Below are 22,432 nucleotides of genomic sequence, written 5' to 3' on the forward strand. Positions count from 1 at the left end.
GGACTTCTTCTACTGCGTGCCTACCCGCTGGGTGGCAACGGAAGCCCTGGCCGTGCCGCGCGAATCGGTTCACCGCGACGCGGCCGATGACGGCATCTAAATCGGCACGGCCGGTATGCGAGCTATGCCTGAGTTAGCCCAGCAAGCTGTAACCTCCATCGACCCGCAAAATTTGGCCGGTGAAAGTGGAGAAGTCAGGTCCGACAAGTGCGCACGCGACCCTCGCGACGTCGGCGGGCGTCACGAGCTTGCGACGCAGCGGCGTCCGCTTCGCTGTTGTCTCCAGATGGCGCAGGACCGTGGGTGCCTCGTCGAAGTGCTGGAGATCATCAATCAAACAGGGGCTGATGCCGTTCACGGTGATGCCATATCGCCCGAATTCAACTGCAAGATAACGGACCACCGCTTCCAGTGCGCTTTTCGCCGGAGCGATGGCACCGTAGTAGGCGGCATAGCGCTCTGATCCGAGGCTACTGAAAGCGACCAGACTGCCTTCGGATTCAGAGAGGAACGGCTGCGCGGCCAGCGCTATTCCCCGGAATCCGTGTACGGTCACGCGCATCGCACTGTCGATGTCAGCGTCCTGGAGTTCAGTGAGTCTTCCGGTGATAATCGGAACTGCAGTGAAAATAACCGCATCCAGACCGCCGAGGCCGTTCGCGGCACGTGCCGCCATATCAGCGGCATCGGTGGCCACATCGCCCTGCACAAGGACGGCCCGCGAATCCGGGCCGAGTGACTCCGCGGTGATTCTGGCCGCCTCTTCGTTCTTGTGAAACCCTACGGCGACATCCCAGCCACGAAGCGATAATTCGACAGCAGTTGCCCGTCCGACCCCTCGGCTTCCGCCGACGACGAATGCACGCTTTCGTTCACTCATTGCCTACCTCCTGTAGTTGGGCCGTCGGCGCAGAGAAGTCACCGCCCGGCAGTTGATCCACCGACAGGCGTACTTCGTCACCGATAACCGGCTCGCGTCCGAGTGGATCGTCATCACCGACAACACACGCGATCCGGACACCTGGTTGTTCGACGAGCTCGACGATGACGATGTAGTAGGGCACCTCGAAGCCCGGCACCGATGCCCGGTCGACGCGTATCCAGCTGTGCACACGGCCGATACGCGATACCTCTTCGAACGACGTTTCCCCCCCGCAACGGCGGCATCGTTCCAGCGGCGGATGCATCCAGAGGTGACACGCTTGGCATCGGCAGATCGCGAGGACACCCGCACGCGTGGCATGCCAGTAGCCCTCGGAATCCGCATCCGGAAGGGGTTGCGGGTAGTTGACTGGTTCGTTCATACCGACTCCGACGAGTAGACGATCGCGCCCCCGTATGGTCCGGCCCCGGCCGTGGTCAAGGCGAGGGCCGCACCCGTGACCTGGCGTTCACCTCCGTCACCACGCAGCTGAATAACTGCCTCGTAATGGTGGTTCAAGCCATGAAGGTAGCCTTCCGACAGTAGGCCGCCGTGCGGATTTATCACGACCTCGCCGCCGAACGTTGCTCGGCCCGCGCGATAGAACTCGCCTGCCTCGCCCTTCTCGCAGAAGCCGTAATCCTCGACCGTAGCCAGGACCGTGTACGTGAAACAGTCGTACATCAGCGCGACGTCGATGTCGCTGGGGTGCAGGCCGGTTCGCGCCCACAGTCGTGGGGCTGCGACGCGTGAGTACATCGATGTCATGTCGCCCCAGCCCAACCATCCGGAGCCCGACGCGGAACTCGCGTGTCCGAGGATGGACACCGGCTTGGACGCGGTATCGACCGCCCGTTCTGCCGAGGTGATCAGTAACGCCACCGCCCCGTCGACCTCGAAGGCACAGTCGTTCACACGAAACGGCTCGCAGATCCATCGGCTGGCAAGGTAGGAGTCCATTGTCAGCGGATCTCGCATTGCGGCGTTCGGATTGCGTTGGGCATGTCGGCGCTGTGTCACCGCCACCGCGCCGAGGTCCTCGGACGTCGAGTTGTACTCGTGTTGATACCGCCGTGCCCACGCCGCGACGAACTGCGGTGGCACAAGCAATCCCGAAGGCGCATCGAACTGACCGGCGCCCCCGACAGCGATCCCGTCGGTCATGGTTCCGAATCGCATCCCGGACCGCCCGTTGAGGGACCGGTAGACAAGAACCGCATTGCATACACCGCGCTCCACCATCGCCGCGGCATTCGCAACGACCTGAACCGCCAGATCTCCACCACCAAGCGGGGCGGACGCCCAGGCGATTTCGTCACGGCCGAGCGCCCAGGCCACGTCGATTGGCATCGCCGAGTCGTTGTACTGAAAACAGGTCACGCCATCGACATCGTTGACATCCATGCCCGCATCATTCAGCGCGGCTCGGCACGCCTCGACGGCCATGGCGAGCGGCGTTCTTCCGGACGCACGACTGAATGCGGTCCGGCCAACTCCTACAATCACCGCGGTCATCTGCGGTCCCGCCGTTTCACCACGTATCCTGCCGCTTCCCGATCGTATGTAGTCGGGCTCACCCCGCACGCTCGGAGCTCGTTCTTCAGGATTCGGCCCACTGGGCCCCGAGGTAGCGAGTCGGTGAAATCGATATACCTGGGCACCGCAAAGTAGGGAACATTGGCGACGCAGTGATCGACGAGCTGCTCGTAGGTCAGATCGGCTCCGGGTGCGAGCACGGCAGTCACCATCACCTCGTCCTCACCGAGCTCGCTGGGAACACCGTAGACAGCACAGTCGTCGATCGCGGGATGTGCATTGATCGCCTGCTCTACCTCGAAGGAAGATATGTTCTCACTTCGTCGCCGGAGGTAGTCCTTCTTGCGATCGACGAACGCGATTTCGCCTTTCTCGTTCGCCCTGCCCAGATCACCTGTGTGGAACCAGTTGTTACGCCACGTCGCAACGGTCGCTTCGGGGTTGTTCCAGTAGCCCTCGAACATGACGTGTGGCTCCGTTGGCCGACAAACGATCTCACCAACTTCACCCGTCGGAACCTCGACATCATCTTCATCGAACAATCTGATGTCGAAGAGGGGATTTGCTCGGCCGGAATAACCTGGCTCCGGTGGATCCTCGTGTGAGTACAACAGCATCGGAACACACTCGGAAAGACCGTAGGACAACACGATACGAAAGCCATAGCGTTCTTCGATTGCCCGGTGGAGCTCCTTCGGGACCGGCACGGCGAGGCAGATGCGCACCGCGTTGTCGCGGTCGCTATCGGCGGCCGGGAGGTTCCACAGCATCTGCAACATCGGCCCGAGGATGGAGAGCTGAGTCGCTCCATGTCGCCTCACCCGATTCCAGAAGTCCGACACCGAGAAATGCTCGTCGATGACGGCCGTCGCGCCGCGTAGCAGAGGTCCCAGCGCTCCCAGCAGCATGGCGTTCTGGTGGAATAGCGGCAGGGGCGTGTAGTAGATGTCGTCCTCTCTGCCGTCCTTGATGTCGTCGATCTGGCTCGCTGCCCGAACGAGATAGTTGTGCGTCGCGACAGAGCCTTTTGAAGGGCCGGTTGTCCCCGCGGTGAAGACGACAGCGTTGTGATCCGTCCACTTCGGTTGGTAAGAACTCTTGAGTCGGCTACCGTCTGCGGCGCGAAGGCCGGACATCGGATGCACCGACATGCCGGCGAGTCCGGGCAATCCGTCCGCATCGCCCCGGACGATGACATGCTGAAGCGATTCGATCCGCGGTAGGACCTCGAATGCCGTTGCTGCCAAGTGGCAGTCGACGACGAACACCGGCGGTGCGACCACTCTCAGCTGATGTTCGAGGAACAATCCCGAGTAGGCGCTGTTAATCGGCACGAAGACCGCCCCCAGGAGGGAGGCGGCCAGCCACGTCAGCAATTGGTCGGTGGAGTTGCGCATCATCACCGCGACGCAGTCGTTCCGCTGTACGCCGAGCTCGGTCAGCCCATTGGCGACGGCCACTGTCTGCTCCCAAAGTCGGGAGTAGGTGAGCTCCTCGTCGGGGAATATGACGGCGGTCTTATCGGGACGAGCCTCCACGACAGGCCGTAAGGAGTCAGGAATGGTCAGCCGTGCGGGCTCTCGCCACGGTGCTCTAAGGCCCGTCATGGTAAGTCACCTTCCCGGTAAATCTTGTCGTCGTCAGCCATAGGCTTGTCGTCCTCCTTGAGTGCCGGGGTCTGAGTGGTTCGGCGACCGCCCAGGCATGCGGGCCGCTTCGTGGTTTCCTGGTTCATCAGCTCTACCGTCCGGTGAACACCGGCCTCCGCCGTTCGACGAACGAGCGCAGGCCTTCCTTGGCGTCCTCGGACCGCATGCATATCGTCTGGGCGAGCTCCTCCCGCGTCAGACACGCTTCTAGAGAGGACGTCGTGGCGGCCGTGAGAAGATCTTTCGTGATCGAGAGCGCCGTGGGTGCTGCGGCCGCGAGTTGCACGGCCCAACGCCACGCCGCGCCTTCGAGTTCGCCATGATCGACGAGCTTGTTGATCATGCCCAACCCGAGCGCTTCACGAGCTGTGACCGGCGTCGCGAGAAACGCGAGTTCCTTCGCCTTGCGTAGCCCTAGCGACTGGGTCAGCAACCAACTTGCCCCGCCGTCCACCGCCAGGCCCCGCTCGGCGAAAGACTGGCAGAAGGTGGCGGACTCGTCGGCGATTACCAGGTCGCATCCCAAGGCCAGGCTCGATCCGATTCCATAGGCGGACCCCTGAACGCACGCGATGGTGGGTTGCGGCAGCTCAGCAAGTGCCCGGCACAGATCGGTGATGCGGCGCAGAAACCACACACCGTCGCGCGCTGCGGCACCCTTCAAGTCGATGCCAGAGCAGAACGACGCACCCTCGCCGGCGAGGAGCACGACGCGGATGTTTCGATCGGTCGCGGCCACTCTGAACAGTCGGGTTAGCTCGCGGATCATAGCGCTGTCGATTGCGTTCAGCCGATGTGCCCGGTTGAGCGTAATCTTCAGTACCGCATCTTTGTTGACGTACGAGACGCCGACTTCGCTATCTGATTGATGGATGTTCACTGTCCGATCTCCTTGGGTTGTAAGAAGCGCGGTCGCATCAGGTGCGCTGTGTAGCGAGTGATCCGAATCGAGGCGCGTGGGCCATCTTGCTGAGGTGATGACCCAAAGCTGCGTCCAGCTGCCGGGTGGACCCGGTGAGGGCACTGAGTGCCCAACCCCGGCGCATGAATCGGTGCAGACCGTATTCGGTGGTGAATCCGATGGCACCATGGGTCTGCAGAGATGCGTCTCCGCTGCACCGGTGGGCGTCGGCGGCTAGCGCCTTCGTAACGGCCAGGTGCATCGGATCACGAGTCTCCCAGGCGGCTTCGGCGGAGAGGTCGGCGGATTCGATCGCCACGTGCACTTCGGCGAGCTGATGGCGGACAGCCTGAAATGATCCAATCGGACGCCCGAACTGACGTCGGTGCGATACGTGTTCTGTGGCCCGCTCGAGGAGCTGCCGCGCCAGCCCGATCAACTCGTAGGACAACGCGTGGCGCGTAGCCGCAGTGGTTGCTCTCCACGCGTCAACGGCGGCATCCCCTTCCAGCAGGACCCGCGCGGAGCCGGTCATCCTCACGACGTGCAATCCCAGCGAATCGTCGATACCCGCCACTCGGGCAGCCCGCACGTCACCGGCCCGGGGGTCGACCTCAACCAGAAGCATGGTTTCGCAATCGGCGATCGGCAGGATCAGCCTCTGGGCGTCGTCGAACCCGGCAAGCGTAAGCCCATGCGCCTGTAGTCGGCCCCCGGCCATCTCACCGCACACCGGGTTGAGATAGCGGTCGAGGTGCGCCTGTACCGGATACAGGATCGCTGTCGTTGATGCGTCATGGAGGAGTTGTTCGATTCCACCGTGCGCTGACAACGCCTGCAGTGCGACGAGGTCAAGCGTCGGTGCTGCATGTGCCAACATTTTCCCTTGAAGAGAGAACATCTCGCGCAGCACGATCTGGGGTTCTTCCTCGACGATGTCGAACCATCCATCGTTCAGGAGTCGCGACTTGAGGGCTGCTCCCGTCAGCCCCGTCGCCAACACACCGGCCAAGCTACTGCGGATCGTTGCAGCATTCTCTGACATGCTCAGCCCTTCTCTCCTGGCAGCTGCAGCACACGGTCGGCGAGTATTGTCCGCTGGATCTCCGCGCTACCGCCGTAGATCGATGCGGCGCGTGCGTAGAAGTAGTCGGCCCGAAGCGCGTCATCGGCCGGCCGATCGCCGAACTCGAAGGCCTGGTAGCGAAGTTCACGCACCACCTCGAAGACGGCTTGCTCCACCTTCGACAGCAGCAGTTTGTCAACGGAGATTCCCGGTCCCGGGTTGACTGCTCGCGCCAGACTGCCCAGTGTTCTACGGGTTGCCATCCGCAACGCATGGAGAATCCGATACGCCGCGCCGATACGTTCGTCGGTCGCCGCGCCTCTCGCGAGTTCGGGCTCTGCCAGCGCCTCGCCCAACACTGAATGCAAGTCGGCCTGCCGCTGCCACGCGTACATACCCCGCTCCCATTGCAGGAGGTACATGGCGGCCTCCCAGCCGGATCCGACCTGTCCGACGATTCTTTCGGCGGAAACCCGCACGTCTTGAAATACGATTTCCGCGAACTCGTTGCGTCCACTCGCCGCCGAGATTGGCCGTACCGTGATCCCCGGTGCGTCGAGATCGACAAGGAGAAAGGTTAGCCCTCGGTGACGTTCCTCCGGATGTCCCGTTCTCGCCAACAACAGGCAGCGGTCCGCCAGGTGCCCCGAACTCGACCATATCTTCTCGCCATTGATGACGTAGTCCCGGTCGTCGCGTTGAGCGCTACACCGCAGGCTCGCAAGATCACTTCCCGCTTCCGGTTCTGAGAATCCTTGTGCCCATGTCTTATTGCCGCTGATCAACTCATTTACGAACCGCTTTGCCAATGGTCTGTCGTACTCGATCACCACCGGCGCAAGAGTCTCGAGCAACAGCATGGACTCTGGTAGCCGCATTCCGAACCGGCACAACTCCTCGTGAAGGATACCGCGCAACAGAACCGAGCCGCCGAATCCGCCGACGTCTGCCGGCCAACCCCAACGGATCCAGCCGACGTCATACAGAAGCCGGTGCAGAGGCCGCAACAGCGCATCGCGCGTCTCGATGGTGAGGGGTATGACTTCGCGGAAGTGTTGCAGGAGGGCGGTGTGGCTGGCGAGCCACTCGCGCAAGCCAACACTGAACTCGTCGGGGTCGGGTGCGCGACCGAGTTCCTCCGTGAACATCGGCGCAGGCACCGGTTCGGGGACGGTCGGCTTTACTGTCGTGCTCATCTCGCCGTCCCAACGGTTATCTCCCGGAAGGCGACAGCGCGATCAGGTGCCGCCTCGCGCGGCAGTCCAAGCACTCGTTCGGCGAGGATGTTCCGCTGAATCTGGTCGGTGCCGCCATAGATCGAGGATGCGAGATTGAACAAGACGTAGTCCACGACAGCGCCCGACTTCGGAGAGTCCACGCCGGCGAGCGTCGCGTCCATTCCGATTACGTCGCTGATGATCTCATTTGCGAGACGGCTGATGCGGCTGGTCTGTAGTTTGCTGGTCAGCGCTTCAACGCCCATTTCGGGATTCACCTTTCGTAGCGCGCGTGCACGTCTGGCATTCGCCTTCAGAATCGTTTGGTAGCTGTGGAGCTGGGCGATCTTCTGTCGTATTGCGGGATCTTCGCTACGACCGTATTGACGAATCAGATCGATCACGAGCCGCGAGCCACCTCCGCCGAGCGACATCGCGGTGCCGCTGCTTCGGCGCTTCCCCGCCATGTCGCCAGCTCGGCGGGTGAGGTAGCCGGCCCGCGAGCCGCCCGGCACCCCGGAAAGTACGTCTCCACCTTCGCCGAACCCGGCGCGTTCCGCGGCGAGCGTTGTCTGAGCGACCCGCCAGCCGTCGCCCGGCTTTCCGAGCAGCGCCGAAGCCGGGATGACGGCCTCGGTGAGGAATACCTCGTTGAACAGCGCTCTGCCGGTGAGTTCTCGCAGGGGCCGAACAGTGACTGCGTCGCCTTGACTCATTGGGCAGAGGAAAAACGAGATGCCCTTGTGCTTAGGAACTTCCGGATCGGTTCGGGCTATCAACAGCCCGAAGTCGGCATGATGTGCGTTCGACGTCCACACTTTCTGGCCGCTGACCACATAATCGTCGCCACGGCGTACCGCCCTTGTTTGGACGGCGGCCAGGTCCGACCCCGCCCCTGGTTCGCTGAACAACTGGCACCACGCATGCTCACCGGTGGCGATCGGCCACAGGTACCGCTCCTTCTGCTGGGTCGTGCCGTGCGCGAGAATGGTCGGGGCAGCCAGCGCAACGCCCAAACCCGCCGGCGGACCGAGCGCACCCGCTGCGACTCGTTCCTCGTCGACGGCCCTGGCCTCAGCTGCGGAGTACGAGCGCCCGTACCACTCGCGTGGCCACCGTGGCAGCCCCCATCCGCTTTCTGCCAGTCGCTGCCACCACTGACCCGTCGTCAGATCTGGATCCCAGTTCCGCTCGAACCATGACCGTGCGGCGCGACGAACCACGTCTTCGTCCCTCATTCGATCGACGCTTCGGTCATTTCACCGTTATCGTGCGAGACCCATATCACGTCAGAGACCTTGCCAGGAAGGCACTTACGATCGCTTGGTGATCGGAACGGTCGAATGACTTGAACTCCTCGGCGAATGCGTAATCGAGTACCCCGGGGGAAGCAGACAGCAGGTGCAGATTCAGGGTCCTTCTGGTGGACTGCACGGCTTGGGGCGGTAGCGCCGCGAGGCGTAGTGCGAAACCCTTCGCCTCGGAGAGAAGTTCGTCTTCCGATACCACTCGGTTCGCGATCCCGATTGCGACCGCTTGCCGGGCGGGGATGCGGTCGCCGGTGAGGAGATACTCTTTGGCACGAAGCAGGCTCGTCATGAACGGCCACGCCAGTGGACCGCCGTCCCCCGCGGTGAGGCCGACGGCGACATGTGGATCGGCCATGTAGGCGTTCTCTGCGATGAACACCATGTCGCTCAGAACAGCCAAACTCGCACCTAAGCCGACAGCGGCTCCATTCACCGCAGCGACAATCGGCAGCGGGAAGTTCAGCATGTGCTCAACGATGGTCCTCGCCTCGATGAGAAGGCGCGAACGTTGGTCGACGTCCCCCTGCATCTCCTGCACGAGTCGGAGATCCCCGCCGGCGCAGAAGAGGCGGCCCGCACCGGTCAGGACAACCGCGCGCGCGTCAGTGTCCTCTGCGATGTGCCCCCACACCTGCGCAAGCGCTCGGTGCAGATCCTTGTCAACGGAGTTCAGTGTCTCCGGGTGGTTGAGGGTGATCAGCCGGATGGCACCCACCTCCTCGACAAGGATGTGTGGTTCAAATGGATTGGACATCGCGTCACTTCCGTTTCGATTGGCCTGCATTCAATTACCGGCTTGATCAAGCCCGACCCGGGTCGCGATCGAAGTCTGCGGATCGGGAAACTTGCGGTTAGCCGTGCCGCGAGTCCGTTTGAGAATCAACACAGACCTCCGGTAGCTCAGGACTTCCGTGCCATCCTGATTGATGCCGCGGGTGAAACAGGTCAAGATTCCGGCGTCTGGTCGACTACGGGATTCGCGGACTCCAGTCACGATGCTTTCGGCGTACAACGTGTCGCCGACGAATACCGGTGCAGATAGCCGAATCTCGTTCCAACCAAGGTTGGCCAAGGCGTTCTGGCTGAGGTCCGACACCGAAAGGCCTAGAATCAGCGCCACGGTGAAGCCCGAGTTCACGATGGGTCGTCCGTGCTGCGATTCCGCGGCGACCGCGTTGTTGAAGTGGAGTTCGTTGGTATTCAGGGTAAGCAGGGTGAACCATGCATTGTCGGCATCCAGGATCGTCCTACCGAGCGGATGCCGGAACACATCGCCGGCGGCGAAGTCCTCGAAGAAGAGGCCCAGATTTCTGCGCATCGTGCTAGCCACTACGCGCCTCCGTCCCTGCCGGCTCGAGGCTGCGGTTGTCGGACTCGAACCCCGGGCCGGCGCTGCTGCACTCGTAGCCGATTTCACGGAATACGTCGTCGTTGTCGCGGCCGAGCTCACCTGCTTGCCGCATGGCCCCGGCGCGCTCGTCCGCGAATCGCACCGCCGGATTCGCCTGCCTCATCCGCCCCAGGACGGGATGCGGGAACTCGTCGATCACCCCTCCCGCGCGAATCTGAGGGTGCTCGTGCAACTCGTTCAATTCGACGACAGGAGCGACTGGAATGTCTAAGTTCGACAGCAATTCCACCGCCTCGGACGTAGATAGTGCCCGTACCCTGCGCACCACTTCGGTGAAGATGTCACCGCCGAGTCTGTGTACGCCTGCGGTCGGCAGATCGGCCGCGCCCGGAAGCCCTAGCCCCTCGGCAAGGCGTTTGAACGCGGCAGCCTTCACCAGAATGAAGGCAATGAGTCCGTCGGCCGTCGCGGTCAGCTGGAAGCTTCGCGCGATCGACGGCTGAGCGTCGTGCGGTTCCAACAGAGTGTTGCTCATCATCGCATCCGGCCACAGCGTTGCAACGGCCACATCCAGCATGCGTACCTCGATCGTGCGTCCGACACCGGTCCGGGCGCGTTGGAGCAGTGCCGCCGTGGTGGCCTGTGCGGCAGCCAACCCCGTCAGTTTGTCGATGATGCCTTGACGCACCAGTGCCGGCTGCGAGGTTGCCTCCTGCGTCATTCTCTGATTGGCGGCATAGCCCGACATAGCCTGAATCACGTGGTCGTACGCCGGCCGATTGCCGTAGGGCCCGACCGTCCCGAAGCCGGTGATCTCGATGCAGATCAGATCGGGCCGGTCGCGACGTACGGTCGCCGCGTCCACCCCGAGTCGTTCGGCCACACCGGGCCGGAAGTTGTGGATTACGACGTCTGCCCAATCCAACAGTTTGTCGATCAGCTCCGCGCCTTCCGACGATTTCAGATCGGCCGACACGAACCGCTTGGAGCGGTTGAGATTTGCGAAATACGCCGACATGCCGTTGCGCGCCGAACCCAAGGCGCGGATCACATCGCCTTCCGGAGGTTCCACCTTGACCACGTCAGCGCCCTGGTCGCCGAGGATCATCGTCGCCATCGGGCCTGACATGTTGGCGGTGAAATCGAGGATGTGAAAGCCCGCAAGCGGTGCCGCACGCACGTTGTCGGTCATCGCAGCGCTGCTTCGGCCAGCAAGCGCTTGGCGATCACCACGCGCTGAATTTCGTTGGTACCCTCGCCGATACAAAGCAGCGGCGCATCGCGGAAGTACCGTTCGACATGGGCTTCAGTCGAGTAGCCATAAGCGCCATGAATGCGCAGGGCGTCGGTGGCGTTACTCAGCGCTGCCTCTGTGGCCATCAGCTTCGCCATTCCTGCTTCCAGGTCGCAACGCTGGCCGGCATCGAACGCCGCTGCTGCCTCCCGCGTGAGAAGCTCCGCCGCGCGCGCCCGGCATCCCATGTCGGCGAGTTTGAGGGCGATGGCCTGGTGGTCTCCGATCGGCTTCCCCATGGTGTGTCGCATCCCGCTATATCGCACCGCAGCATTCAGCGCGGCATTGGCGACGCCGCAACCGCGGGCCGCCACGTTGATACGGCCCAGTTCCAGTCCGCCCAGAGCGTGATGAAACCCCTGCCCTTCGCGCTCCCCCAGTAGCCGGTTGGGGGGCACTTCGACGTCGTTGAACTCGACCTCGACCGTGTCGATACCTCGATATCCGAGCTTGCCGAGCTTGGGTCCGGCCACGTAGCCGTCGGTCTCCCTCTCCATCAGAAACATTGACATTCCGGTGTGGCGCGGACGTACCTTCATATTGGTCTTCGCCAGTAGGGCAAGACAATTGCCATACCGTGCGTTGGTGATCCACATCTTGCGCCCAGTGATTCGGTATGTGCCGTGCGAGGTCCGCGTCGCCACCGTTCGGATGGCCTGTAGGTCTGTGCCACAGTCGGGTTCGGTCAGGGCAAGCCCACCGCGGAGAGTTCCGGTCGCGAGCCGTGGTAGGTACTCCTGTTGTTGGGCACGGGTTCCAAAACGCGCGATGAGGTGGGCCATCATCAAATGGGAGTTCAGCACACCTGTCAGCGACATCCACGTTTCGGCGATCAGCGTGACCACGTGACTGTAAGCGGCCGCCGAGAGCCCCAGGCCGCCGTATTCGACGGGTATCGTTGCACCGAACAATCCGAAAGATGCCATTTGTTCGACGATGTCCGTTGGATAGGTGTCGCTGTGCTCAAGCTGCAGGACCACTGGTTCGACTTCCTTGTCAAGCCAACGCTTCAGGACGCCCAGCATGTCCTGAAAATCTTGGTCGCTCGGTAAGGTTGTGAGCCCAACGGTCATGACAGCGCCCGCTTCAGCGCGCGAAAGTCGTCATTCATCCCCTGAGGCAGGGTGAATCTTGAGGTGTCATTGATCTCGCTCCAGTGGTCACGTACATCTTCAGGAGTCAACTGGTCGTCCGTTCTGGTCCAGCCTTCCGTCATCGCGGTGAAGAATTTCGCCACGCGACCGCCTCCCACCGTGTAAACGCTCCCTGTCTCGGAGCACTGATCGCTTGCGAGATAGGCGACCAGCGGCGAGACAAGACCAGGACGCACCCTCGGCGCCAACGGTCCGATGATCGATTCGGTCATCCGTGTTACGGCGAATGGTGCGATGGCATTGGCAGTAATGCCATACTTGGCTCCCTCGATGGAGAGCGTTTTCGTTAGCCCGACGAGTCCCGCCTTGGCAGTGCCGTAGACAGCCTGGCCAAAGTTCCCGAAGATACCCGCCGGCGAGGTGGTGTTTATGACACGTCCGTGCTTCTGCTCGCGAAACGTCGGCCAAGCCGCCCGGGTCACGTTGATCGCGCCGCCGAGATGCACTGCGAACACCGCATCTACAGTGTCCGGGTCGACCTTGGCGAAACTCTGGTCGCGAAGGATGCCAGCGTTGTTGACGACAATGTCGAGCCCCCCATAGCTTTCAATGGCCGTCTCGACAATGTGAGCGCCACCTTCGGGCGTCGCCACCGAGCTGAAATTGGCTACGGCCTCTCCGCCCAGTGCGACGATCTCGTCCACGACGTTCTGCGCCGGCGATGTATCGTGTCCGGATCCGTCTACCGAGCCGCCCACGTCGTTGACGACCACACGAGCCCCGCGAGCTGCAAGGACAAGAGCGTGCTCGCGCCCCAACCCTCCTCCCGCGCCGGTCACCACGGCCACTTTGCCGTCGAACCTGACCTCATCTGCGGCGGTCACGACGCTCTCTCCAACAGTGTCCCGGTGGCCTCACCGCCGCCGCAGCACATTGTGACCAGCGCGGTCTCCTTGTCTGCGCGGATGAGTTCGCTTATGGCCTTGGTCACCAAGACACAACCAGTGCTCCCCAGCGCGTGGCCGTGCGCGATCGCACCGCCGTTGGGGTTGACTCTGCTGTCGTCTGGCTTGATCTCGCGTTCCCACGCAATCACCACTGAGGCGAACGCCTCGTTGATCTCGATAACGTCGATGTCAGAGATCGACAGGGAGTTTCGTTTCAAGAGCAGCTCGGTGGCCGGAATCGGGCCGGTGAGCATGAGTGTCGGATCGCTGCCGACCAAACACACATCACGGACACGCGCCAGCGGTGTCAGATCGAGCTCTGCGGCGCGGCGGGCCGTCGTCAGCAGTACGGCCGATGCCGCGTCGGCGATCTGCGAAGAGCTTCCTGCAGTGTGAACTCCATCGTCACCGACTACGGGCTTGAGGCCGGCCAAGCCGTCCAGTGTGGTAGGCCGCAGACATTCGTCTTTTTCGAACCGTTGGCTGGCTCCGGTCGGTCGCCCGTCATCATCGAGTACCGGGACGTCGACATGCGTCAATTGTGTGTTGAAGCGCGAGTCCTCCCATGCATCTGCCGCCCGCCCCTGGGACTTGACTCCGAACTCGTCAGCGTCGCGGCGGGTAATCCCCCACTCCTTTGCAATGAGCTCCGCGGCCTCGAACTGGGTTGTGTACTTGTGCCGGGCGAAATATGAACGCGGAATGCCCTTTCCGAAGCTTCCGCCTGCCAGTGCTGCACCAAGCGGCACGCGGCTCATGACCTCGACACCGCAAGCGACGGCGACGTCGATGACCCCCGCCTTGAGCAAGCCGAACGCCAGTGTCAACGCTTGCTGCGACGAACCACACTGGCTGTCCACGGTGGTCGATGGGACGGACACGGGCAGCCCCCCGGTGAGCCATGCCGTGCGCGTGACGTTGAAAGCCTGCTGACCGACCTGGCCGATGCAACCACCCACGACCTGACCGACAAGCGTTGGATCGATTCCCGACCGCTCGATGACCGCTGTTTGGACCACGGCGAGGAGGTCCGCCGAGTGCATGGTCGACAAGGCCCCATGCCGCTTACCGATCGGAGTTCTCACCGCCTCGACGATCACGACATCGTCGTCTCGCTGATTCATACGCCTAACGCTCCTTCTCATTTGACTACTCGAGAATCGCGGGCTCGCACCCGTTGACCGAGACGGTCTGATCGTTCCGCTCGCGCCACCCGCAGCGGGGGCCAGTTCGGACCGTCTTGATATCTATGAACATAGATAGACCAGGCGGACGATGTCTGTCAAGGGTTTAGGCCGCCTCGAGGGGTTTTCGGAGAGTCACGATGCGCATCGATCGGCGCCTACCTATAAGGTGGTGCCAACGACGACATTCCGCAGAAGGGCCAATGCCGAACGACAAGCGAACTACGAGGCTGGATCCGAAGCGTCCGCCGCCGGACGCCGACAGCGAAGAAGGCCAGCATGGCGATGAAGCCGGCAGGCGGCCAAAGTTGGCCGAGGTCGTCGCGCGCTCGTTGCTGGGCCAGATCGCAAACGGCGACCTCGTGGCGGGCGATTCACTGCCTAACGAACGCGTCATGATCGAGTCGTTCGGTGTGGGACGCAGCACCGTGCGTGAAGCGCTGCGACTTCTCGAGCATCAAGGTGTGATTTCGCTGCGTACAGGTCCCGGTGGTGGTCCAGTGATCCTTCCGCCGGACCCCGAGCGATTCGGCCGGGCGCTTACGCTGCAGATGCAGTACTTCGGGGCCACATTCGGGGAGATCGTGGACGCCCGGGTGGTAATGGAGCCCGACATTGTGGCCGCGGCCGCACTCGCCAGGAACGAACGGGATCTGGCGACCTTGGAGTCACACCTGACGAAATTTGCGCAGGCTGTCCCCGACATTGCTTTGTCACGGGACGCCTACAGCGATTTTTATGATGCGCTGGCCGAGGCTACCCACAATGCCGTTCTCCGGTTGATTTGCGTCGTGATCCGACGGATCGGAGATGAGTTCCATCGAGAGGTGGTAATGCGTCCCCGGGGTATGCGGCGCACTGTCGGGTTGCACCAGCAGATGTTCGAGGCAATCAAGGAGGGCGATGCCGATGCCGCCCGTGCTATAAGCAGCACATACTTGCAGGAACATCGACGCTCGATCGAATCCTTGACCCCCTATCTCCTTGAGCGAACGGTGAGTTGGTCCATCGGCCCGTAAGTCTTGGAAGTATGTGTCCAACCGCACGCCGTGGGTAACCGGCCAACAGTTGTCGGTGGGATTCGACCCAGACAGCGGCCCGGCCCGATGTCCCGGCGGCGGAAGCGGAAGTCGGGGTTGGGGTTGACTGCACCCAGTCCGCCGCCGTGATGGCATCCGGGCAGTAATCGGGTGCTTGCACCACCGGCGCAGGCCCGCCGTTTCCATCATCTGCCGGTTATCTCTGCATACAAAGGCATCTCAGCAGGTCTCTACGTCACCATGGTTATCGATGAGAATCGCAGCCAGTCGCCGGAAGTAGCCGTAGGCTGGCGCGGCATAGTGTCCTGACCGGGTTAGCGGTGTGTCATGCGGTTTCTTCCGCATAAGTTAGCCGTCTGCGCGCGTCTCACAGCCATCTGCTCGGCCCCTCCAGCAGGTGCGCACGACGCCCAACGCGTTGACATATCTCTTAACTATGATTATGAATATTCCATGCGACATGATCCCGTCACTACGGCGACTTGGTCGCAGTTGGTGCACCACGTCGCGGAATACGGGTCTCCAGCGGTCCTGAGCCCAACAGGGTCGTTTTCGGGGAGGGATTTACTCGGGCTTGCCGGCGGCGCCGCCACCCTCCTCGACGACCTCAGCGTGCCGGTCGGCGCGCCCATCGCCGGCTTGATCGATGACCTCGAAACCTCTATCGCACTTCTTCTTGCCGGTTCGGCCCTTCGACGACCGTATGCTCCTCTAGGTGTGCGGTGACTGCGGCCGAACTCGCACCGATCGTTGCGGGGCTCGACACACCCGTCGTACTTTTCTCAAGTCCGCATCGGGAATTGGCTGAAGCGATCGCGATGCGAGTTGGCGTCGCGGTTGCCGAGGTGACAGGGCTTCCACACGGTATCCCTCCCCCACCGGCAACCGATCCCGGTGCGGTCGCGGCAATTCTGCACACGTCGGGAACGACCGGCGCGCCCAAGGCGGTCGCCTACACCGAAGCGCGTTTGGCCGCGCGGTTGAACACCTGGGACGGAATCGTACCGCTCGGACCCGGGGATACGTATCTGTCGTGCGCCTCCTTCCATCACGTAGCCGGACTGGGAGCCGCCACCATGGCGCTGGGCAGAGGCGCGGCGGTCGGGCAGATTGACCGCTTCAACACGAAGAGCTGGCTCGCCTTCGGGGACCGCGGCATCACGCACGCAACCCTCGTTCCTGCCATGATTGACGGCTTGCTGAAGGCGGGCACGCTTGCTCGCATGTCATGTTTGCGGTACCTGGTCTATGGCGCCAGCCCGATCGACGCTGGCCTCCTCAAGTCCGCCATGTCAGCACTCCCCGGCGTCCATTTCGTCCAGATCTACGGACAGACCGAGGGCACGCCGATCACAATCCTGACAGGCCAAGAGCATTCGGCAGCGGCTTCGGGTCGTCCGGAACTCCTTCGAAGTTGCGGGCGCGCCGCACCAGGCGTTGAGTTGCGCATCAAGGCGCCCGACGACGACGGGGTCGGCGAGGTCTTGGCGCGTGCAGAACATCTGTCGACCGGTAGCGACGGCTGGCTCCATACCGGCGATGTCGGCCGACTAAGTGGTGATGGATACCTCTTCTTACGAGGACGGCTGGGCGACACCATCATCCGCGGAGGTGAGAATGTGCACCCCTTAGAGGTCGAGGCTGCGGTTCGAAGGCACCCGGGCGTTCTGGACGTCGCTGTCGTGGGCGTTCCGGACCCAGCTATGGGACAACGTGTGATGGCGTTCGTCGTGCCGGCCCAACACACAACGCCCGATTGGTGCGAAGTTCGCCAAGCTGCTCGAGCGCAACTTGCCGGCTTCAAAGTGCCCGAACTATGGCGAACGATCAATCGCTTACCTCGGAATGCCAATGGAAAGCTCCTTCGTCGCGAGTTGGTGGAGACCTATCTCGCCGAGATTGCCTCGCACCCGTCGCACGTGAAGACACGCGGGGACAAAGAAGTCGCCACTATCCAAAAGCGGGTCGACCGAACTAGGTCAGCCATGGGAGGAACATGTCACAACCATTCACGATGAGAGTAGAACTTGGCAAAGTCCGCGAGTTTGCACGCGCGACCCGTTCCCGGCAACCGGAGCACTACAACGAAAGCGCAGGGGTTAGTCCGGTGACATTCCTCGTGTCGTCCGCGCTGTGGGAAGAGCCCGACTCGTCCCCGGTGCGCGGCAAGATCGATTTGGCACGAGTACTTCACGGTTCGCAGGAATTCGTTTTCCACGGCCAGCCACCGGCAGTTGGTGCAGTGCTGTCCGCCCAGATGCGGCTAGGTAACCAGTACGCGAAGGACGGTAAACGCGGGGGGACGATGACGTTCACCGAAGTGATCACTGAATTCATCGACGAGGATGGAACATTGGTGGCAGAGATGACATCGACACTCATCGAAACCTCACGACCGGCGGCAAGCTCATGACCGCGGCGGTTCGTTGGGATGATCTGAAGGTCGGCGCCGAAGGTGAGCCGTTCTCCGAACCCGCGTTGCGAATCACCGACTTCGTCCGATACCAGGGCGCATCGGGCGATATGAACCCCATTCACCACGACACAGAATTCGCTAAGCGCGCCGGCTACCCCGGCCCCTTCGCCGTCGGGATGCGCCAGGCGGGCGTTCTCGCCGCATGGGTGACCGACTGGTTCGGGGCGCGAAACGTGCGACGCTTCGGTGTGAGGTTCCGAGAACAGGCTTGGCCAGGCGACATCCTGACCTACACCGGGCGGGTGACCGAGAAGCGCATCATCGACTCCGTGCGACAAGCGGATCTCGAGCTGTCGTGTACCCGGCAGACGGGCGGGATCCACCTCGTCGGCTGGGCCACCGTAATTATTCCCTAGTCCGGGTTCATATTCCCGTGGAAAACACAGTGCGGCGCACCAGCTCGGGTGTGCCTCGGTGGGCTGTCTGCAATGCCCTGAGCCACATCGGGTCAGCCGGACGATCGCTTTGCGCCGACCGTCACCGCTGTCTTGGCTTCGAGCAGCCCCGCACGTGTGTGCGGCGAATCTGGTGCGGCAGCCGCCTATGCTCCCACGCGAGCGTCTCCGCCAGCTCGTTGATCCGCCTCGGACCACCCTCTGACAGCTTCGACCGGCACGTCCTCCTCCGCCAGCGGCAACTCGCAGCCCTGCTTACCTTGCCGTGCATCCCGTTCTGCAGCAGCCTCGTGGCGGTCAGGTAACCTCGCGACGGGCTTGTCCCGCGCCGTCAGCAACGTGGAATACACGGCAGATCATCTATGTTGTGGCGTCGCGTAGCCGTCTCTAGGCTGGGATCCGGACCGAGAGGTAGCCATGACCGCCCACATCACCGTCGACATCCGTCGAGCCGGCGACCGCGCGCAGACCAAGATCGACTGGCTGCATTCCCGCCATTCATTCTCCTTCGGCAGCCACTACGAGCCCGAGAACACCCACCACGGCCTGCTGCTGGTGAACAACGCCGACATCGTTAAGGCCGGCACCGGCTTTGACACCCATCCGCATCGCGACATGGAGATCGTGACGTGGGTGCTGCGCGGATCGCTGGTGCACCGGGACTCCACCGGAAACTCCGGGGTGATTTATCCCGGTCTGGCCCAACGGATGTCGGCCGGGCGAGGCATTCTGCACTCCGAGAAGAACGACTCCTGGACTTTGACGGGTTCCGAAACCCACGACGAGCCAGTGTGTTTCATACAGATGTGGGTGGTGCCCGACGAGGCCGGCCTCACGCCGGGCTACCAGCAACTCGAGATCGACGACGAGCTATTGCGTGGCGGCCTGGTCACCATCGCCTCGGGCATGCCGCGGCACCGCAACCACACTGCGATCACGATCCACAACAGCCGCGCCGCCCTGCACGGTGCGCGGATGCAGCCCGCCGACAGCGTCGAGTTGCCCGACGCGCCTTATCTTCACCTCTTCGTCGCCCGCGGTGAGGTCAGGCTCGAAGGGGCGGGCGCATTGCAGGAGGGCGACGCCGTGCGGTTTACCGGCTCCGGCGGTCAGCGCGTCACCGCGGCCGAACCGGCCGAGATCCTAGTCTGGGAGATGCATGCGGGTTTGGGTGCGGCGTAACCGAATCGGCGCCTGGCTCGGTGGCGTGGCGGTGTTGGCCGCATGCTCGACGAGCCCGGCACCGCCGACGCAACCGACCACGCCCGAGCCGTCCGCGCCGCCCGCGACCGAGCTGGTACCTGTCGACGTCGAGGTCGACGCCGAAACAGCGCAGCAGCCGTTCGACGAGCCGCGCCAGGCGTTGGTCCCCGACGGATGGACACTGTCGGTGTGGGCCCGGGTTCCGCGGGCCAGGCTGGCGGCGTGGGCGCCCGACGGAGCGCTGCTGGTCTCGGTTCCGGGCTCCGGGCAGGTGCTGCACCTGCGTCCCACGGAGTCTCGACCGGACCAGACGGTTCTGCTCGACGGGCTCGACCAGCCGCACGGGCTGGCGTTCGACCGCGACACGCTCTACGTCGCCGAAAGCGACCAGATCGACGCCTACGACTACGCCGAGGGGTCCGCGACCAATCGGCGCACCATCGCCGCGGACCTGCCCGACGCGGAAAGCCCCGACCTGCGCGGTACGTATGCGCACGCGCTCAAGAGCGTTGCCGTGGGCGCCGACGGCAACGTGTACTTCTCCATCGGGTCGACTGGCAACATCTCGGCCGAAGACCGCGAGGCCGACCCGCCGCGCGCGACGATCATGCGGGTCGCTCCCGGCGGTGGACCCGTCGAGACCTTCGCGACGGGCGTACGCAACGGGACCGGTCTGGCCGTCGCGCCGGACGGATCACTGTGGACGGCGGTCAACGGTCGCGACAACGTCGCCGACCCTGCGACCGGTGAAGTGGACCCCGCCTACGTCAATGACCATCCGCCCGAGCAGGTCGCCAGGCTGACCGAAAGGCGCGAGCTGGGTTGGCCGTACTGCAATTCCGACGGGGGTCCCGCCGACCTGCCGTTCATCCGCGATGTGCAAACCAACGCCGACGGAAGCAAACTCGACTGCGCGGCCCTGCCGCCGGTCGAGCAGAGCCTGGGCGCGCACGCGGCGCCGCTGGGAATGAGCTTCAGCGATGGCGTTCTGCCCGCACCGTATGACAGCGGCGCGCTGATCGGCGTGCACGGCTCATGGAACCGAGAACCGCCACAGCCCCCGGAGGTGGCGTTTTTCCCCTGGCGCGACGGCGGTTTGGGGAACAAGCAGACGCTGGTCGGCGGGCTTCAGGCAGCCGACGGCTCACGATGGGGCCGTCCGGTCGCCGCCGTAGCGGGACCGGACGGCGCGGTGTACATCACCGATGACTATGCGGATGCCGTCTATCGCCTGGCACCACCTGGACGTTGATCAGGTGCGCGGTGTGCCCGCACCCCGGCGTCCGGTGATCGCCACGTAGATCGCGATCAGGATGATCGCCACGACCAAGCCGATGACAAACGGAATCGGCGAGAACATCTTGTCTCCCGTGCCGAACGCCGCGTTGGAGATCCACGAGCCGAGCAGTGCGCCGACCGCGCCCAGCAGGACGGTGATCAGCACGCCGACATTTTGCTTACCCGGCAAGATGAGTCGCGCCAACGCGCCCAGAATGGCGCCGACGATGAGAGCAACGATGATCGTCCACATATCTGACTCCTTCGGTTGCGGCGCGGGTGCGCCGTCATAGGACAATGCCCGGCACAGAACCTTCCTAACCTCATTCGGGTCCGACAAGATCTATCGAACTCCTGGAAGCGCAGTTTCGAAACGCAATGGGCGATAACGCGATCAGATTGTGATGCGAATGTGACGCAAGTTGACTGTGTTTCGCATGTGATTACAGTTGTCATGTTGTAGGGCAATCCCGGAAGGGTCAACTGTGTCGACTCCATTGGCAAACGTTCGGCGATTCGCGGCCACCGCTGCGGCGCTGTTGCTGTGCGTTGCCTTGGCGACGACGGCCGGTGTGCCCACCGCACACGGCGCCAGCGCGCGCGAACTGCTGGCCAGCGCCATCGCCAACACCCGGGGGTCCTACCTGGTCTACAACTTCGGAAGCGGCCACCCGGCACCGATGGTCAACGCTGCCGGCCACGCCTACGAGATGAACAACGGCGGCCACCTGATGATCATCAAGGCCGCGTCGGGACGTCTGGCGCCCCGCCTGCTCGCCGACACCCACCGCGGCTATCAGGCGCGGTGCGAGCGCGATCCGCGGGCGCGCACCGGCGAAGGGCTGGTGCAGGCGTCGGAGATCTTCACGCCGCTGCAGGCATGGCAGGCACTCGGCCAACCCACGATCGCGATCAACGCCAACTTCTTCGACGTGCGCGGGCAGCGAGGGGGGTCGTGGAAGTCCACGGGCTGCAGTTCCCCGCTCGGCGCCTACGTCGACAACACCCGCGGCCTGGGCCGGACCAACACTGTGGTCACCGGCCGGATCGCGTATGCGGGTAAGCAGGGTCTGTCGGGCGGCAGTGAGCACTGGAAGGCGCTGTCCACGATGATCCTGCCCGTTGCGGGGCCGCCGTTCGTGGTGTCCCCGAAAAGCCCCGACGACTACGACGCCGCATCGCCGGTGATCGAGGACCTGGTCGAAAAGGGTGTCCGGTTCGTGGCGGTCGCGGGCATCGGCCTGCTGTCGCCTACAGATACCAGCCAGCTCAACGACGGTGGACCCAGCGCCGCCCGCACGGCCATCGCCTACGCCAAGGCTAAGGACGAGATGTACGTCTTCCAGGGCGGCAGCTACACACCGGACCAGATCCAGGATCTGTTCCGCGGTCTGGGCGGCGACAGCGCGATCCTGCTCGACGGCGGCGGGTCGTCGTCGATCGTGTTACGCCGCGACACTGGCGGCATGTGGGCGGGTGCCGGCGTCCCGCGCGGGTCGTGTGACACCCGACAGGTGCTGTGCGACTCCCGTGAGCGCGCGTTGCCGAGCTGGCTGGCGTTCAACTAGC

22 protein-coding genes are annotated in these 22,432 nt (G+C 63.3%); 7 read left to right on the forward strand and 15 right to left on the reverse strand.

Going from position 1 to position 22,432, the window contains the following annotated elements:
- Nucleotides 1-133 precede the first annotated feature (133 nt).
- From ABQF13_RS03770 to ABQF13_RS03835, 14 genes are all read right to left on the reverse strand, one after another.
- On the reverse strand, nucleotides 134-880 hold the full coding sequence (locus ABQF13_RS03770; protein ID WP_448391406.1) for an SDR family oxidoreductase: 747 nt from the start codon (nucleotides 878-880) through the stop codon (nucleotides 134-136).
- Nucleotides 873-1,304, reverse strand: a complete 432-nt coding sequence (locus ABQF13_RS03775) for a Zn-ribbon domain-containing OB-fold protein (RefSeq protein WP_448391407.1) — start codon at nucleotides 1,302-1,304, stop codon at nucleotides 873-875. The genes ABQF13_RS03770 and ABQF13_RS03775 overlap by 8 nt, the downstream gene beginning before the upstream one ends.
- Nucleotides 1,301-2,437, reverse strand: coding sequence for a thiolase C-terminal domain-containing protein (locus ABQF13_RS03780; RefSeq protein WP_448391993.1), 1,137 nt, complete (start codon nucleotides 2,435-2,437; stop codon nucleotides 1,301-1,303). The genes ABQF13_RS03775 and ABQF13_RS03780 overlap by 4 nt, the downstream gene beginning before the upstream one ends.
- Nucleotides 2,434-4,065 (reverse strand): AMP-binding protein, encoded by a 1,632-nt coding sequence (locus ABQF13_RS03785; protein ID WP_448391408.1) that lies wholly within the window; start codon nucleotides 4,063-4,065, stop codon nucleotides 2,434-2,436. Before ABQF13_RS03785 ends, ABQF13_RS03780 begins: the two co-directional genes overlap by 4 nt.
- Before the next feature lie 133 nt (nucleotides 4,066-4,198).
- Nucleotides 4,199-4,987, reverse strand: coding sequence for an enoyl-CoA hydratase/isomerase family protein (locus ABQF13_RS03790; RefSeq protein ID WP_448391409.1), 789 nt, complete (start codon nucleotides 4,985-4,987; stop codon nucleotides 4,199-4,201).
- Nucleotides 4,988-5,024: 37 nt separating this feature from the next.
- The gene (locus tag ABQF13_RS03795) at nucleotides 5,025-6,008 is read right to left on the reverse strand and encodes an acyl-CoA dehydrogenase family protein (RefSeq protein WP_448391410.1); all 984 of its coding nucleotides are present in this window, start codon (nucleotides 6,006-6,008) and stop codon (nucleotides 5,025-5,027) included.
- 47 nt (nucleotides 6,009-6,055) lie between these two features.
- A complete protein-coding gene (locus ABQF13_RS03800) occupies nucleotides 6,056-7,270 on the reverse strand; it encodes an acyl-CoA dehydrogenase family protein (RefSeq protein WP_448391411.1) in 1,215 nt (404 codons plus the stop codon).
- A complete protein-coding gene (locus ABQF13_RS03805) occupies nucleotides 7,267-8,529 on the reverse strand; it encodes an acyl-CoA dehydrogenase family protein (protein WP_448391412.1) in 1,263 nt (420 codons plus the stop codon). The genes ABQF13_RS03800 and ABQF13_RS03805 overlap by 4 nt, the downstream gene beginning before the upstream one ends.
- Nucleotides 8,530-8,575: 46 nt before the next feature.
- A complete protein-coding gene (locus ABQF13_RS03810) occupies nucleotides 8,576-9,355 on the reverse strand; it encodes an enoyl-CoA hydratase/isomerase family protein (RefSeq protein ID WP_448391413.1) in 780 nt (259 codons plus the stop codon).
- A 30-nt stretch (nucleotides 9,356-9,385) separates the two neighbouring features.
- A complete protein-coding gene (locus tag ABQF13_RS03815; RefSeq protein WP_448391414.1) occupies nucleotides 9,386-9,931 on the reverse strand; it encodes a MaoC family dehydratase in 546 nt (181 codons plus the stop codon).
- Complete coding sequence (locus ABQF13_RS03820; RefSeq protein ID WP_448391415.1) at nucleotides 9,924-11,144, reverse strand: CaiB/BaiF CoA transferase family protein; 1,221 nt, start codon at nucleotides 11,142-11,144, stop codon at nucleotides 9,924-9,926. The genes ABQF13_RS03815 and ABQF13_RS03820 overlap by 8 nt, the downstream gene beginning before the upstream one ends.
- Complete coding sequence (locus ABQF13_RS03825) at nucleotides 11,141-12,319, reverse strand: acyl-CoA dehydrogenase family protein (RefSeq protein ID WP_448391416.1); 1,179 nt, start codon at nucleotides 12,317-12,319, stop codon at nucleotides 11,141-11,143. Before ABQF13_RS03825 ends, ABQF13_RS03820 begins: the two co-directional genes overlap by 4 nt.
- Nucleotides 12,316-13,224 carry an SDR family oxidoreductase gene (locus ABQF13_RS03830; RefSeq protein WP_448391417.1) on the reverse strand — a complete coding sequence of 303 codons (909 nt, stop codon included), beginning with the start codon at nucleotides 13,222-13,224 and terminating at the stop codon, nucleotides 12,316-12,318. Before ABQF13_RS03830 ends, ABQF13_RS03825 begins: the two co-directional genes overlap by 4 nt.
- Complete coding sequence (locus ABQF13_RS03835; RefSeq protein ID WP_448391418.1) at nucleotides 13,221-14,411, reverse strand: acetyl-CoA C-acyltransferase; 1,191 nt, start codon at nucleotides 14,409-14,411, stop codon at nucleotides 13,221-13,223. Before ABQF13_RS03835 ends, ABQF13_RS03830 begins: the two co-directional genes overlap by 4 nt.
- A 263-nt stretch (nucleotides 14,412-14,674) precedes the next feature.
- On the opposite strand from ABQF13_RS03835, the gene ABQF13_RS03840 reads away from it, so the two are divergent.
- The 6 genes from ABQF13_RS03840 to ABQF13_RS03865 all read left to right on the forward strand — a co-directional run bounded on the left by ABQF13_RS03840 (nucleotide 14,675) and on the right by ABQF13_RS03865 (nucleotide 20,837).
- Nucleotides 14,675-15,490, forward strand: coding sequence for a FadR/GntR family transcriptional regulator (locus ABQF13_RS03840; RefSeq protein WP_448391419.1), 816 nt, complete (start codon nucleotides 14,675-14,677; stop codon nucleotides 15,488-15,490).
- Nucleotides 15,491-16,233: 743 nt separating this feature from the next.
- The gene (locus ABQF13_RS03845) at nucleotides 16,234-17,529 is read left to right on the forward strand and encodes a class I adenylate-forming enzyme family protein (protein ID WP_448391420.1); all 1,296 of its coding nucleotides are present in this window, start codon (nucleotides 16,234-16,236) and stop codon (nucleotides 17,527-17,529) included.
- On the forward strand, nucleotides 17,526-17,924 hold the full coding sequence (locus ABQF13_RS03850; RefSeq protein ID WP_448391994.1) for an FAS1-like dehydratase domain-containing protein: 399 nt from the start codon (nucleotides 17,526-17,528) through the stop codon (nucleotides 17,922-17,924). The genes ABQF13_RS03845 and ABQF13_RS03850 overlap by 4 nt, the downstream gene beginning before the upstream one ends.
- Nucleotides 17,921-18,343, forward strand: coding sequence for a MaoC/PaaZ C-terminal domain-containing protein (locus ABQF13_RS03855; protein WP_448391421.1), 423 nt, complete (start codon nucleotides 17,921-17,923; stop codon nucleotides 18,341-18,343). Before ABQF13_RS03850 ends, ABQF13_RS03855 begins: the two co-directional genes overlap by 4 nt.
- 456 nt (nucleotides 18,344-18,799) lie before the next feature.
- Complete coding sequence (locus tag ABQF13_RS03860; RefSeq protein WP_448391422.1) at nucleotides 18,800-19,564, forward strand: pirin family protein; 765 nt, start codon at nucleotides 18,800-18,802, stop codon at nucleotides 19,562-19,564.
- A complete protein-coding gene (locus ABQF13_RS03865; RefSeq protein WP_448391423.1) occupies nucleotides 19,542-20,837 on the forward strand; it encodes a PQQ-dependent sugar dehydrogenase in 1,296 nt (431 codons plus the stop codon). The genes ABQF13_RS03860 and ABQF13_RS03865 overlap by 23 nt, the downstream gene beginning before the upstream one ends.
- Here ABQF13_RS03865 and ABQF13_RS03870 read toward each other — a convergent pair whose 3' ends face one another.
- Complete coding sequence (locus tag ABQF13_RS03870) at nucleotides 20,838-21,116, reverse strand: GlsB/YeaQ/YmgE family stress response membrane protein (protein ID WP_448391424.1); 279 nt, start codon at nucleotides 21,114-21,116, stop codon at nucleotides 20,838-20,840. It lies immediately after the preceding gene.
- Between the two features lie 214 nt (nucleotides 21,117-21,330).
- Here ABQF13_RS03870 and ABQF13_RS03875 point away from each other — a divergent pair, with 214 nt between their 5' ends.
- Entirely contained in the window at nucleotides 21,331-22,431 is a 1,101-nt protein-coding gene (locus ABQF13_RS03875; protein WP_448391995.1) for a phosphodiester glycosidase family protein, read from the forward strand.
- Nucleotide 22,432: the final 1 nt, after the last annotated feature.

This window comes from Mycolicibacterium sp. XJ879 (assembly GCF_053483935.1).